Source organism: Gardnerella sp. CCPDSM (assembly GCF_056754715.1).
The window spans coordinates 1-14,675 of the sequence record NZ_JBQEQO010000003.1 but is presented as its reverse complement, the minus strand read 5'-3'; the positions used below and the strand labels follow the sequence as shown (position 1 = coordinate 14,675).

At 46.5% G+C, this 14,675-nt stretch carries 10 protein-coding genes; 9 read left to right on the top strand and 1 reads right to left on the bottom strand.

Translation table 11 applies throughout. The features are described from left to right. Positions 1–58: 58 nt before the first annotated feature. The 7 genes from tilS (at position 59) to ACTJLE_RS02285 (ending at position 9,921) form a co-directional block, all read left to right on the top strand. Positions 59–1,177, top strand: a complete 1,119-nt coding sequence (gene tilS / locus ACTJLE_RS02315; protein ID WP_481267276.1) for a tRNA lysidine(34) synthetase TilS — start codon at positions 59–61, stop codon at positions 1,175–1,177. Continuing rightward, entirely contained in the window at positions 1,152–1,706 is a 555-nt protein-coding gene (hpt, locus tag ACTJLE_RS02310) for a hypoxanthine phosphoribosyltransferase (protein ID WP_119487406.1), read from the top strand. Before tilS ends, hpt begins: the two co-directional genes overlap by 26 nt. A gap of 79 nt (positions 1,707–1,785) precedes the next feature. Beyond that, positions 1,786–4,002: an ATP-dependent zinc metalloprotease FtsH gene (gene ftsH / locus ACTJLE_RS02305; protein WP_481267275.1), complete on the top strand. Its 2,217-nt coding sequence runs from the start codon at positions 1,786–1,788 to the stop codon at positions 4,000–4,002. A gap of 166 nt (positions 4,003–4,168) precedes the next feature. Further along, positions 4,169–5,419 (top strand): dihydroneopterin aldolase, encoded by a 1,251-nt coding sequence (locus ACTJLE_RS02300; RefSeq protein ID WP_481267274.1) that lies wholly within the window; start codon positions 4,169–4,171, stop codon positions 5,417–5,419. Beyond that, entirely contained in the window at positions 5,419–5,928 is a 510-nt protein-coding gene (locus ACTJLE_RS02295) for a DUF3180 domain-containing protein (RefSeq protein ID WP_481267273.1), read from the top strand. Before ACTJLE_RS02300 ends, ACTJLE_RS02295 begins: the two co-directional genes overlap by 1 nt. A gap of 152 nt (positions 5,929–6,080) precedes the next feature. After that, positions 6,081–7,757: an energy-dependent translational throttle protein EttA gene (ettA, locus tag ACTJLE_RS02290; RefSeq protein WP_102694551.1), complete on the top strand. Its 1,677-nt coding sequence runs from the start codon at positions 6,081–6,083 to the stop codon at positions 7,755–7,757. 199 nt (positions 7,758–7,956) lie between these two features. Next, positions 7,957–9,921 (top strand): DEAD/DEAH box helicase, encoded by a 1,965-nt coding sequence (locus ACTJLE_RS02285; protein ID WP_481267394.1) that lies wholly within the window; start codon positions 7,957–7,959, stop codon positions 9,919–9,921. Between the two features lie 496 nt (positions 9,922–10,417). On the opposite strand, the gene ACTJLE_RS02280 is transcribed toward ACTJLE_RS02285, so the two are convergent. Continuing rightward, positions 10,418–10,840, bottom strand: a complete 423-nt coding sequence (locus ACTJLE_RS02280; RefSeq protein ID WP_116431569.1) for a DUF3052 domain-containing protein — start codon at positions 10,838–10,840, stop codon at positions 10,418–10,420. A 278-nt stretch (positions 10,841–11,118) separates the two neighbouring features. Here ACTJLE_RS02280 and nrdD point away from each other — a divergent pair, with 278 nt between their 5' ends. Both nrdD and nrdG read left to right on the top strand, forming a co-directional pair. Next, entirely contained in the window at positions 11,119–13,551 is a 2,433-nt protein-coding gene (nrdD, locus tag ACTJLE_RS02275; RefSeq protein ID WP_481267272.1) for an anaerobic ribonucleoside-triphosphate reductase, read from the top strand. 266 nt (positions 13,552–13,817) lie between these two features. After that, positions 13,818–14,525, top strand: a complete 708-nt coding sequence (gene nrdG / locus ACTJLE_RS02270) for an anaerobic ribonucleoside-triphosphate reductase activating protein (RefSeq protein ID WP_481267271.1) — start codon at positions 13,818–13,820, stop codon at positions 14,523–14,525. The last annotated feature ends 150 nt before the right edge of the window (positions 14,526–14,675 follow it).

Below are 14,675 nucleotides of genomic sequence, written 5' to 3'. Positions count from 1 at the left end.
TGCTTGGTTATTTTTTGCTTGGTTATTTTCTGCTACTAATAGCGCTAAACTAGACGATATGGTTTACTCATCTCGCATGCGCGCAGGTATTGGAGCAATAAAACGCTGTTTTGACGAATTGCAATTATTTGAACAAGATTCTTGCTTTTTAGAACATGGCAATCATGAAGCGAATGAGAATGCGCCGCTAGTTTTGGTTGCATGCTCTGGAGGCAGAGATTCGCTTGCTCTTACAGCGCTTAGTGCTATTGTTTGTGCGTCTCGAGGTCTTCGTTGTGCAGTTGTAATCGTGGATCATCACATGCAAGCGCATTCAACAGAAATCGCCAAAGAAGCTGCAAACCGTTGCGTTCAAGTTGGAGTGGATCGCAAATATGTGTACCTTGAATCAGTGAATGTTAAAGATTCAGGCGAAGGTGAGGAGTCTGCGGCTCGAAGTGCAAGATACGAGGCGATTATAAAAGTTGCAAATGCTAATAAAGCAGCAGTAGTTTTACTAGCTCACACGGCGAACGATCAAGCAGAAACCGTGCTTATGGGATTAAAAGATTCAGCAGGATTAGAAGCAGTTGCTGGAATGAAAGCAATTACGCAACGTCAAAACGTGCGTTTTGCGCGGCCTCTTATTGAACTTACTCGAGAAGACACAACAGGAATTTGCGAAGATTTGGGAATCGCATGGTGGGATGATCCTACGAATGGCGATAATATTTCAAAAACGCAAGAGCTTTGCGAAAATTACCCTTTGCGCTCTAGAATTCGCCACACGCTTATGCCGTACCTTTCGCACTTTTTAAAAGCAAATATGGTGACTTTACTTTCTAAAGGTGCAAAACTTGCGCAAGATGATCTTGATTATATTAATTCAAAAGTTGACGAAGCTTATTCAAAAGTAACTATTATTGACGAAAATGAGCAAATCGTAAGCTTAGAAGCAAAAAAATTAGAGCAATATCATCCTGCGATTCGCCGGAGGATAATAGCAAGAGCATTAACAGCGCTTTGTCTGCGTTTCTCGTCTAGTCATGTACAAGCAATTGACGAACTTTGCACAAATTGGCACGGGCAGAAGCCTTTTTCTCTTCCAAACCATTACGAGGCGTCAAGGCGCGCCAAGTATATCGTCATTCGTTTATGCAAAGATAGTGAACATGCAAATTGCAGATATACGAGATGACATCGACTATGAATTAATCACTCACGAAGACCTTATGAAGCGTATTCGTGAAGTTGCCAAGCAAGTGAGCGAAGATTACAAAAACAGTAATATTTTGCTTGTTGCTGTTCTTAAGGGAGCTGTTAATACTCTCGCAGTATTTTCGCAAGAACTTAGCATCAACGCTCCAATGGACTTTATGAGCTTGTCAAGCTACGGCAGTGGCACTCAAACAAGCGGGCAGATTAAGGTTCGTGAAGATTTAAGTACTGACGTGCGTGGGCGTGACGTGCTGATTGTTGAGGATATTGTTGACTCAGGTCGCACATTGGCTTGGTTAGTGGATGAGCTTAAAAGCCGCGGAGCTAACAGTGTAAAAGTTTTTGCTTTACTAAGTAAGCCAGCACGACGCGAAGTAGAAGTGCAAATCGACTATTCGGGATTTGAAATTCCTGACGCATTCGTAGTCGGTTTCGGAATGGACTACGATGAGCGTTACCGCAATTTAAACAGCATTGCGGTTCTAAAACCATCCGTGTATGGCGCTTAATTAATTACAAAATTCTTACTAAAACTTATTAAAAATATTAAGAATTTTTATATAGGGAGTTTGAAAGGAGCCTTATTACATGGGCGCTTCTCCTATGATGCCTAACGGCCCGATGGGCGGTTCTGGGCGCGGAAACAACGGTAACAATCCGTTCCTTAATCCGCGAAACCCTAGGAATTCTCAAAATAACGGCAATCAAGGCAAGAATAATAAAAATAACAATAGCGAAAACAACAATAACGGTTCGCGCCGCCAGTTCTGGCAGTCGCCATGGACGTGGATTGTGCTAATCGTGCTGCTTGCTGTTGTTGGATTCCAAATGTTTGCGCGTGGTGGCGCACAAACTATCGATACTCAAGATGGTTTTGAGCTGCTGAATTCGCATAAAGCAAACTACGCGGAAATTATTGACAATAAGCAGTTGGTTAAGCTTACGCTTGATGCTCCGTTTAAGAAGTACGATAAGCGCAATAAGCAGGATCGTGACTTTGGCAAAGATGTGCAATTCTACTACACATTGGCTCAAGGTAAATCTGTTGTGCAGGAAGTTGAGAAAGCTAAGCCTGCAAATGGTTGGACTGCAAGCTTGCAATCTCAAGGTATTTTCTCGTATCTTATTACTTCGCTTGTGCCAATATTATTCTTCCTTGGCATGATTTGGTTCATGTTTAGTCGTATTGGCGGCGCTGGCGGTAGCATGCTTGGCATGGGCGGCGGCCGCGGACGAGGAAAGCTTTTGGAAGGCCAAACGCCTAAGACTAAGTTTGCTGATGTTGCTGGCGAGCAGGCTGCTGTGGAAGAAGTTGAAGAAATTAAGGACTTCTTAAAGGATCCTTCTCGATACAAGGCTTTGGGTGCGCGTATTCCTCGAGGCGTGCTTCTTTACGGCCCTCCAGGAACCGGTAAAACGTTACTTGCTCGCGCAATTGCTGGCGAAGCTGGCGTACCATTCTACGCAATGGCTGGTTCGGACTTCGTTGAGATGTTCGTTGGCCTTGGTGCTTCCCGTGTTCGTGAGCTTTTTGACGAAGCTAAGAAGAATGCTCCTGCAATCATCTTTATTGATGAGATTGATGCTGTTGGTCGTCGTCGCGGAAGTGGCATGACTGGTGGTCACGATGAGCGCGAGCAGACGCTTAATCAGCTTCTTGTGGAAATGGATGGTTTCGACAACGATACTAATTTGATTATTATTGCTGCAACTAACCGTCCAGATGTGCTTGATTCTGCACTTTTGCGCCCGGGTCGTTTTGATAGGCAAGTTGCTGTTGAAGCTCCTGATTTGGAAGGCCGCGAGGCAATTTTGAAGGTTCACGCAAAGGGCAAGCCTTTCGTTCCAGACGTTGATCTTCATATGGTTGCTGTGCGCACTCCTGGTTTTACGGGTGCTGATTTGGCTAACGTACTTAACGAAGCTGCTTTGCTTTGCGCTCGTTCAGGCGCGCAATATATTGATAACCGCGCTATTGATGAGGCTATTGATCGCGTGCAAGCAGGTCCTCGCAGAAAGTCTAAGGGCATGGCTTTGGACGAGTTGCGCAATACCGCTTACCACGAGGGTGGTCACGCTTTGGTTGCTGCAGCTTTGCATAATACGGATCCTGTTACTAAGGTGACGATTTTGCCTCGCGGACACGCACTCGGCTACACTGCAGTGATGCCAACTACGGATCGCTACTCTCAGTCTCGTAACGAATTGCTTGATCAAATGGCTTATGCTATGGGCGGTCGTACTGCTGAAGAAGTGGTGTTCCACGATCCAACAACCGGTGCTTCTAACGATATTGAAAAAGCTACGGCTATTGCTCGAAAGATGGTTGTTGAATTTGGTTTCTCTGCAAAGCTTGGCGCTGTTAAGTGGATGGATGCAGACGACGATTCTTCCGGTTCACTTGATTCTTTGCAACCGCGCAAGTTCTCGAATCGTACTGCTGAAGTAATTGACGATGAAGTTCATAAGCTTATTGAAACTGCTCATACTGAAGCGTGGGAGATTATTAACAATAATCGCGACGTATTAGATGAGCTTGTTCGTCAGTTGCTTGAAAAAGAAACGCTTAACGAGAAGGAGCTTAAGGAAATCTTTAGTAAGATTCGAAAAGCTCCGGAGCGTACTCTTTGGCTTTCTAACGATCAGCGTCCGGATTCTAATATTCCGCCTGTTGAAATTCCGGAAAGTTTAAAGCGAAACGTGGCTGGCAAGACGGAGGCTGGTAAGACTGAGGCTGCAGAAACGCAAGCTGCTGCTGGAGCTGAGTCTGCTGCCGAAACGCAAGCTGCTGAAACGCAAGAATAATCTAATAAAATAATCTAATAAACGCTGATAGCAATACTTTTTGTTATCAGCGTTTATTGTTATATATAAAAAAGAAGCAATTATTGGTAGTGGTAGTAGTAGTATCTATTCAAATCGCAAATAAGCTTACGGTTATGCTGTTAGGCTACGGAGAACAGGAGAAGACATGGATACAGTGCGTATATCCGGCATTCGGCCTAAAGGTGAAGATGTAGTTATAGGACTTTACTACAACATATTCATTGACGTGAGTCTAAAACTAAATTTAGATAGGGCATTAAACGGCAATGAAACTGGCGCAATCGATATTCCGCAAATTTCGGATCGACTTGCTTTTATGCTTCGCCGATGCGAAAAAGACGATGAGATTATAGATCATCCAACTATTGCGCTTGAGCTTATTGCGAATTCTGTTGCGGACTCAGTAATGCGAACGTGGCAGATTTTGGAAGCCGATATTACGGTTCATGCTTCTTTAAGAAGCGATTATTACGGTTTACAAAGCAATGTGGACGACGTGTCTTTGAGCTTGCATCGTGTTTCTAATAATAATTTTGAAGAGCCTACTGCAATTCCGGAACCGGCTGCTCGAGCTGCATTCCGAAGTGGCGACATAGTTATTGACGAAGATGCGGAAGGTGAACTCGCAGACTTTTATCGTTCGCTTATTGAGGAAAATAGGCAAGAAAAACAGCGCAGGGAAGACGAGGAAGCTGCTGCCGCTGCACAAGCTGCTATTTATATAGCAAACGCTGCAGCTGACGATAATCTAAATTCCGGTGCTGTCGGTGATGACGGTAATAGTGAAGATACTGCAGATAGTGCAAAATATGAAGACGGCACAAAACGCTGTACCGATCTTGTTAAAAACGAAAGCAATTCGCCACTTTTTGGCATATGCCCGCTTCCAATGAAAACAATTGGAGTCGTTGCAATGAAGGGTGTTGCCAAAGATAGTACGCGTTCTGCTATGCTGAGAACAGTTGCAATGCTTGAGCAGGATAGAGACTCTCGTGTTGAAGGCGTGTCGGCATTATATGTTGATAATGAGCTTGACGGCGACTACTACACGGCTGTACTTACCCTGTCTTCTAGCGGCGACGAGTATGAATTGTTAAGTTTCGTTCGTGCTGTTTCTTCTTTGCATAGAGATGAAGTTACAGTGCGAGTGTTTGGAGTGCGTTCATATAACGCGCCTGCAACTGAAACTAGAACAATTGATACAGAAGGATTACCGCAGGAAATGGCAAAAATGGTGATGGTGAATCCTAAAACACCAGAGCTTATGCCATGGATGCAAATTGAGTCCGATGCGGCTTTGGATAAAAGTCCAGTTTCGTATTCGCTAGCGTTGTCTATGGATACTCAAACCGTTGGCGTATACTCAGAGAAGTGGCTTATAGGGGATGATTACTAATGAAAGCGTATCGCACACCTTGGTGGTATCTGGTACTTGGACTTTTATTTGGCTTTGTACTGGGTGCGTTTTTGGTATCATCAACTGAGTCTAGCGCAATGTCTTTGGCTGGAGCGCCGTGGGTTGTTGTGGCAATAATGGTGATTGCTGGAATCGTGACGTTTGTTATGGCTTGGCAGACGCGTCAAAGCGTAAGCGATAAAGCTAAGAAGAAGAATAATAAGCGTCTTAATCCGCAATTTGCTGTGGCTGCTCTTATGCTGTCGAAGTCTTTGGGAATGGCGGGCGCTATTTTATGCGGATGGTATGTTGGTCAATTGTTAATGAGTTTGCCGCATAGTGAAATAACGCTTTATAGTTCTGTGATTCGAGAATGCGCTATCGCAGGTTTTGTGTGCTTTGTAGATATGCTTGTTGGCATTTTGGGCGAGTGGTTCTGCCAGTTGCCTCCGGAAGATGGTCCTGAAGCTGCAGCTAATAAAGCAAATCGCACTACCGCAACTTGCTAATTTACGAAGCAGCAACTTGCTAATTTACGAATCGAAAGATAATCGAAAGCAAATATAAAGCGAATCGAAAGTAGATTTAGTAGATTTAGTAGATTTAGTAGATTTATTGAATAAACGCTGGAATTTCAACGTTTTAAGGATGGTATATTACTTTGGCTGAATTTATCTATCAGATGATTAAAGCGCGTAAGTCTTACGGAGACCGCGTAATTCTCGACGACGTTACTTTAAGCTTCCTGCCGGGCGCAAAAATCGGCGTTGTTGGACCGAACGGCATGGGCAAGTCGACGCTGCTGAAAATTATGGCAGGACTGGAGAATGTTACGAATGGTGAGGCTTCTCTTACTCCTGGCTATACTGTAGGTATTTTGCAGCAGGAGCCGCCGCTGGACGAAACTAAGACGGTTGGCGAAAATATTAAAATGGCTTTTGGTGAAATTGCGCAAAAAGTGGCGCGTTTTAACCAAATCGGCGAAGAAATGGCAAATCCTGACGCTGATTTTGATGCCTTAATGGAAGAAATGGGCAAGCTGCAAACCGAAATTGATGCAGCAAACGGATGGGATTTGGATTCGCAACTTGAGCAAGCAATGGATGCTTTGCAGTGCCCGGATCCGGATTCTCCTGTTTCCGTGTGCTCAGGCGGTGAGAGGCGTCGAGTGGCATTGTGCAAGCTTTTGCTTGAAGCACCAGACTTGCTTCTTTTGGACGAGCCTACGAACCACTTGGATGCGGAATCTATTTTGTGGTTGGAACAGTTCCTACACAAGTATGAAGGCGCTGTTATTGCCGTAACGCACGATCGTTACTTTATGGACAACGTTGCAGAGTGGATTTGCGAAGTTGACCGCGGCCAGCTTTACCCATACAAGGGCAACTATTCCACGTACTTGGAAACCAAAGCCAAGCGTATGGAAATTCAGGGCGCTAAGGATGCCAAGCTTGCTAAGCGTTTGAAGAATGAACTCGACTGGGTGCGCAGTTCGCCGAAGGCTCGCCAAGCAAAGAACAAGGCGCGTTTGGAGCGTTACGACCAGATGGAGCAGGAAGCACGCAATTCCAAGAAGCTCGACTTTTCCGAAATTCAGATTCCAGCAGGTCCACGCTTGGGTTCGCAAGTTTTGGAAGCAAAGCATATTCACAAGGCTTTTGGCGACCGCGTGCTGATCGACGACTTGTCGTTTACGTTGCCGCGTAACGGTATTGTTGGCGTGATTGGCCCGAACGGTGTTGGTAAGTCAACGCTTTTCAAGACGATTGTGGGCTTGGAACCGCTTTCTGGCGGCGAGCTTATTGTTGGCGACACTGTAAAGATTTCTTACGTTGACCAGAATCGTGCAGGCTTGGATCCAAACAAGAACTTGTGGGAAGCTGTTTCCGGCGGACTCGATTATATTGAGGTTGCAGGAGTTGAAATTCCGACGCGAGCATACGTTGCAAGCTTTGGTTTTAAGGGTTCGGATCAGCAAAAGCTTACGGGAGTGCTTTCCGGCGGCGAGCGAAACCGTTTGAACTTGGCTTTGACGCTTAAGCAGGGCGGAAACTTGCTGCTTCTCGATGAGCCTACTAACGATTTGGACGTTGAGACTTTGGAAAGCTTGGAAAATGCTCTGATTGAATTCCCAGGCTGCGCTGTTGTGGTTTCGCACGATCGCTGGTTCCTTGACCGCGTTGCAACGCATATTCTTGCTTGGGAAGGTGATGACGAGAATCCTGCGAAGTGGTACTGGTTCGAAGGAAACTTCCAAGCGTACGAAGAAAATAAGATTGCGCGCTTAGGTGAGGAAGCTGCTCGTCCGCATCGTTTGCATCGTAAGCTTACGCGATAGTTAGCGGTAGTTTTAGTTTTGCGCGCTTGCTCGCTTTGGTGAGCTTGCGCGCTTTTTTGCTTTGGTGTGGCGCGAGTTTCCTTAATGTGGCGCGAGTTCTTGGGGATTGTTATTTGATTGTGCGGCGCTTGTGCTAGGCTCAGTTAGTTCACGGTTTGAAATTTAAGTTTTGAATACACATCTTTTACGAAAGGCTATTGTGCCGCATACTCATAATGCTGCGTCTCATCAAAAGCGAGGCGCGAAGAATACTAAATCTACTATCGCAAAAAACAGCGCAAAAAACAGCGCAAAAAACAGCGCAAAAAATGCGAAGACTACTATCGCAAATAATATGAAAAATAGTAGCGCAAAGAAGTCCGCAAAAAAGCGCAATCCATTTGAATATCAAGGGAATCATAAGAATCACGGAGTAAAGAGCGGATCTAATAACGCCTATAATCACTCTTCTAATCATTCCTCTAATCACGAATTTAATGCGCGCAGAGAGCGCAATCGTAAGGCAGAAAAGGCGCGTGAAAAGGCGCGTCAGAAAGCTTTGCGCTACGAGGAGACGGCAATTCGCGACGCTGAGCAGGATTTCGCTAATAAAGAAAATAGTAGGAAAGAAAATAGTAAGAAAGATTTTGCTAAGAAAGATTTCGCTAAAAAAGATTTCGCAAATCAAGAAAATACTAAGAAAGATTTCGCTAAAAACGATAAATCTTCTCAAAATTCAGTAATAATTCCGGATTCCGCAGTAGATTCTCGCGAAAATTACGAAGACGACGTAACTTTTGCGCAACTCGGTGTGCAGGAACCGCTTGTGGAAGTGTTGCGCGCGGATGGCAAAACCACAGCCTTCCCAATTCAGCAGGCCACGCTTCCGGATTCCTTGCGCGGCGCGAATATTCTTGGGCGTGGTCGCACTGGAAGCGGAAAAACTTTAGCATTTTCGATTCCGCTGGTTGCGCGTTTGGCGGAAAATTTCGTCGATTTAATTAAAACCGGCAAAAAGCGTAACCAAAACGAAAGTGGCGATATTCCGGCTCCTCGCGCAATGATTCTTGCGCCAACTCGCGAGCTTGTGCACCAAATTGACGACGTAATCGCCCCTCTTGCTGCCGCTTACGGCATGAAAACTGTAACAGTGTACGGCGGCGTGCGATACCAGCGTCAGGTATCGCAGCTTAAGCAGGGTGCGCAAATTGTGCTTGCTTGCCCGGGTCGTTTGGAAGATTTGCTTCGCCAGGGTGCGTTGACTCTTGAAAAGGTGATGGTAAGCGTTCTTGACGAGGCTGACGAAATGGCAGACATGGGCTTTTTGCCAGCTGTGACGCGACTTCTTGAGCAGGTGGCGCCGGACGGGCAGCGAATGCTGTTTTCTGCAACGCTTGATAAGCAAGTTTCTACTCTTGTAAATCGATTCCTTCCAGATGCAGTTGTTCATGCGGTAGATGATGCGGATTCGCAAGTTGACACTATGACGCATCACATTTTTGCAGTGTCTGCTGGAGATAAGTACGAGGTTTTGCGAACTCTTGCTTCTGGGTGCAAGCGCTCCATATTCTTTACGCGCACAAAGTATCAGGCGAAGAATATGGCGAAAAAGTTCGTGCAACAGGGCATTCCTGCAGTTGATTTGCAAGGTAATTTGTCGCAAAATCAGCGCGATCGGCATTTGGCAGTATTTGCGGAAGGCTTGGTTCGCGTGCTTGTTGCTACGGATGTGGCGGCGCGAGGCATTGATATTAGTGACGTTGCGCTGGTTGTGCAAACGGAGCCGCCGGAGGATCCAAAGTCGTTCTTGCACCGTTCGGGTCGTACCGCTCGCGCAGGCGAAGAAGGTGACGTGGTAACTCTAGTGCTGCCGAACCAAAAGCGAGCTGCGCATATGATGCTTCGTAGAGCTGGAATTCATGCGAAGGCGGAGGATGTGAATCCTGCTTCGCCGATTTTGCGCGAAATTGTGGGGGAGGCTGCGGAGCTTCAGGAAGGGTGGAGTATGCCGGAGCCTGAGCAGCAGAAGCGCAAGGGGCGCGGACGTGGACGCGGGCACGGGCGCGGGCACGGGCACGGCGGAAGAAGTCGCGAGCGCAGTGAGCGCAGTAATCGCGGCGGAAGAGATCGCAATCGCAGTGAGCGCAGTAATCGTGTGGAGCGCGAACAGGCACCGCGAAAGTAGCTACATTTGCCGGGAATTTTCCGGCAAATGTAGTCAAAACAGACTAGCAGAGACTCGCGCGCAGATTGGTTACTGCATTAGAGCCTCATTTCGCACATCTTCCGACCTTAGCGCAGTACGCCAACTGCACCAGTGTCCGATAATCACCAACCAGAGTCCCTGGTGCAGTAAGCGTACTGCACCAGTGTCTCAAAACAAGCGAAATGAGACCCTCACGCAGAACCGTACTGCACTAGTGTCTCAAAACAAGCGAAATGAGACACTCACGCAGAACCGTACTGCACTAGTGTCTGAAGAATGGCCAGCGCGCTTTTGTGTACTTACACTCAACCTAAGTACACAAAACCGAGGAAAATCTCCGGCAAATGTTCCATGGAAGCGCGAAAGTGATTATTACTATACGTGCGTGTATAAAAAATAACGCAATCTCGCTAAATGCGGACAATTACTTTACATGTGCGTAAAGAAACTGTCGCCGCTTTACTTGCTTACGTGCTTACTTGCTTTGGCCCTTGCCAAATGCACGCAACTGAACGCCATTCCAATCTGTGCTTACAGTTAAAGGCGTTGCGGCGTTCATGCCTGCGGTTTTAGCGGCTGATTGCACGGTGCTAGAACTTGGGGAACCTTCGCGCCCTGGCTTTGGAGTAAGAACCCACATAGGCGCATCGTCGTCAAGCATATTTGTGGCGTCCATAATGGTGTCTGCAAGCTCGTCTTCGTCGTCGCCGTCGCGCCACCAAATAATCACGCCATCAACAGCAGCATCGTAGTCCTCGTCCACCAGTTCTTCGCCGGTGAGTTTCTCGATGCTTTCACAAATTGTTTCGTCAACATCATCGTCCCAGAGCCATTGTTGAACAATGTCACCTGGCTGGAATCCGAATTCCTGTGCATGCTGAAAAGCTATCTGTTCCACGTGACTCAATATATCAAAGCGCCACGAAGTGCGCGCCCGCAACGGCGTGTATTGCACTTACATCAGTTCCTTATTGCTTATCAATTACGACACACCAGGACACGCCTCAAAAATCGCGCATGTGACATAAATCACTACATATAGTTGGTCATCTTTGCACTTTGCCCTAGATATTGGGCATGAGTTGGACTATAGTAGAGCAGGTTGTTAGAAGTAGTTCCCACGTTTGCAACGAGAGAATTGCGAGAAGGAACGGTATTGGAGAAAGGTCTGTACTGATGCAGGTTTTGGAAGAAACTGATGTCAAAAGCGCAGAAGTTAGCATGGAATTTAGCATGGATAATAGTGTTGCTGAAGCTCCAGTTTCCCGCGTGCAGGTCGAGAAGCGTGATGGTCGCGTAGTTGATTTTGATCCGCTGAATATCATTATGGCTATTAAGGCTGCTTTTAAGGATTTGGGCAAGGAAGTCGGTCCGCAAGAAGAGCAGATGATTCGCAATATTTCGGATCATATTGAAGCCGAAATTCAAGATCGTTACAATGGCCCTGCAAAAATCGAGGATATCCAAACGCTTGTTGAGCACGGTCTTATTGAAAATCATCTTTATGAGGTTGCTCGCTGCTACACGAGCTACCGTTTGAACCGCGACATCGATCGCGCGAAAGCTACCGATATTAACGAAGCTGTGAATCGCCTCGTAAATCGTGACGAAACGCTTGTGCGCGAAAACGCAAATAAAGATTCCAATGTTTACGCAACTCAGCGCGATCTTCTTGCAGGCGCTGTTTCCAAGGCTTCCGCGTTCTCTATGCTTCCTCACGCAGTTTCTAACGCGCATATGAAGGGCGATATTCACTTCCACGACGCTGATTATTCGCCATTTACTTGCATGAGCAACTGTTCTCTTCCTGATTTTGGCGACATGCTTGCTAAGGGTTTTGCGCTTGGTAACGCAATGATGGACAGCCCGAAGTCTATTGGCACTGCTGCAACTCAGGTTACGCAGATTATTAAGGATATTGCTGGCGCGCAGTACGGCGGACAGACGGTTAATCGCACTGATGAAATGCTTGAGCGTTACGCTAAGTGCGATTATGACAAGAATCTTGCTATGGCACACGCAATGATTCCTGATTCCACGCCAATTCAAGTCGCAAAAGATATGATTGATGGCCTGAAGGCGCAGGAGCCTAAGAATCTTCACTGCTCCGACAGGGATCCGCTTCCTGCTGATACTCCTTTTGACGAGAATTTGAGTGAGCTTGATCAAATTCGTGAGATTTACGCGAAGATTATGACGCGTAAAGCTATTTACGATGCTATGCAAACTATGGAATACCAAATTAATTCCAACCGTGTTTCTAACGGTCAGACTCCGTTCGTAACAGTTGGTTTTGGCTTGGGTACGTCTTGGTTTGCTCGCGAAATTCAGCGCGCTATTTTGCTTAATCGTATTCGCGGCCTCGGCAAGGATCGTCATACTGCTATCTTCCCTAAGCTTGTGTTTACTATTAAGCACGGTGTAAATGCGGACCCAGGCGATCCGAATTACGATTTGAAGCAGCTTGCGCTTGAGTGCTCTACTAAGCGCATGTATCCGGATGTTGTGTTCTACGAGAATATTGTTAAGATTACCGGCTCCTTTAAGGCTCCTATGGGTTGCCGTTCCTTCCTTCAGGGTTGGATTGATCCAAAGACTGGCAAAGATGTTGAAGACGGCCGCATGAATCTTGGCGTTGTAACTGTTAACATGCCGCGTATTGCTCTTGAATCTCACGGCGATGTGACTCGCTTCTGGAAGCTTTTCGACGAGCGTATGGAAGTTGCTCACCAGGCTTTGCGATTCCGCATTATGCGTTGCAAGCAGGCAACTCCTGTGAACGCTCCAACGTTGTTCCGCTACGGTGCTTTTGGCCGTTTGGAAGCTAATGAAAGCGTTGATCAGCTGTTCCGTAACGAGCGCGCTACAGTTTCGCTTGGTTACATTGGCTTGTACGAAACTACTGCAGTGTTCTTTGGTAAGGATTGGATGAAGGATCACAGCTGGAATGAGGATGGTAAGCAGTTTGCGCTTTCTTTGGTGCGCCGCATGAATAAGCTTTGCCAGCAGTGGTCGAAGGCGGAAGGCTACCACTATTCCGTTTACTCAACTCCTGCTGAGTCTTTGACTGACCGCTTTAACCGCATGGATCGTCAGAAGTTCGGCCGCATTGAAGGCGTTACCGATCACGACTTCTACACCAACTCCTTCCATTACCCGGTTTGGTTGCAGCCAACCCCTATGGAGAAGCTTCGTTACGAGGTTGACTTCCCGTATCTTGCTTCCGGCGGCTTTATTAACTACTGCGAGTTCCCTTGCTTGCAGGCGAATCCTAAGGCTTTGGAAGCCGTGTGGGATTACGCTTATAAGATTGGCATCGGCTACTTGGGTACGAATACTCCTATTGATCACTGCTTCGTTTGCGGTTTCCAGGGCGATTTTGAGCCGACTAAGGAAGGTTTCCGTTGCCCTGAGTGCGGCAATAGTGATCCGGATAAGTGCAATGTTACGAAGCGCACTTGCGGCTACTTGGGCAATCCTGTTCAGCGTCCAATGGTTCACGGCCGTCACGAGGAAATTGCTCATCGCGTAAAGCACATGTCTGGCGAAACTGGTCACGTGACGCTGGATAATGGTGAATCTCGCGAATGGTATGAGGAAACTAAGTAACTTAAGTAACTTAAGCAACTTAAGCAATCCTTATAAATAAATAGCGCTTATTGTGTTTATTTTTAGGTGATAATCTGGCCGTTAGAATGTTGATTGCGTTTTGTGATTGCACTTTCTAGCGGCTGGATTTATTTTATTTGTGCAGATTATTTTATTTGCGCAAGTTATTTTATTTGTATAGATTACTTTATTTGCGCAAGTTACTTTAGATTATTAGTTAGCAGATTATTTAGTTCCAGCAGATTATTAGTTTTAAGGAGGTGGGTATGGCACGCATTACTTTGCATGATTTTGCGCCGAATGACGCGAATCGCGGGCCGTGGATTCCAACCTCTCTTTCTAATAATCCGCGCGCCGGTCAGTGGTCGAGTGATCGCATGAGCCAGGGAATGGTTGCCGACTATAAGCGCTTTTTGATGACTGACGGTGAGGGTATTCGTTGCTCGCTTTACGTTTCCGGCTGCCCGTTCCATTGCGTTGAATGCTATAACGAGTCGATTTGGGATTTTCGCGCAGGTCACCCTTATACCCAAAAGCTTGAAGATCAAATTATGGAAGATTTGGCGGAGCCTTATGTGCAAGGTTTAACGCTTCTTGGTGGCGAACCACTGCTTAACACAGGTATTTTGCTGCCTTTGTGTAAGCGTATTCGCAAAGAGTTTGGCAATACAAAAGATATTTGGAGTTGGACTGGCTACACTTGGGAAGAGCTTATGCGGCCGGGGGAGACTCCGGATAAGCTTGAGCTTCTGCAATATATTGATATTCTTGTTGACGGCCGCTATATGAAGGATTTGCATGATTCGCTTTTGCAATTCCGCGGCTCTAGTAATCAGCGAATTATTGACGTGCCGAAATCTTTGGAAAATCCAAGCAATCCGCCTGTAATTTGGGAAAAGCTTCACGATCAGGAGCGTTTTATTCCGTCGATTTACGGCAAAGATCGCGCGCAAGGCGAAGGCGATGCTTCATAATCCATGAATTTAACCACAAACGCGCGCAACTTTTCTCGCGTTTGGAGGGTTATTGCCTGTGTTGCGCTCCAAACGTGGGCAACTTTTCTCGCGTTTGGAGGGTTATTGCCTGTGTTGCGCTCCAAACGTGGGCAACTTTTCTCGCGTTTG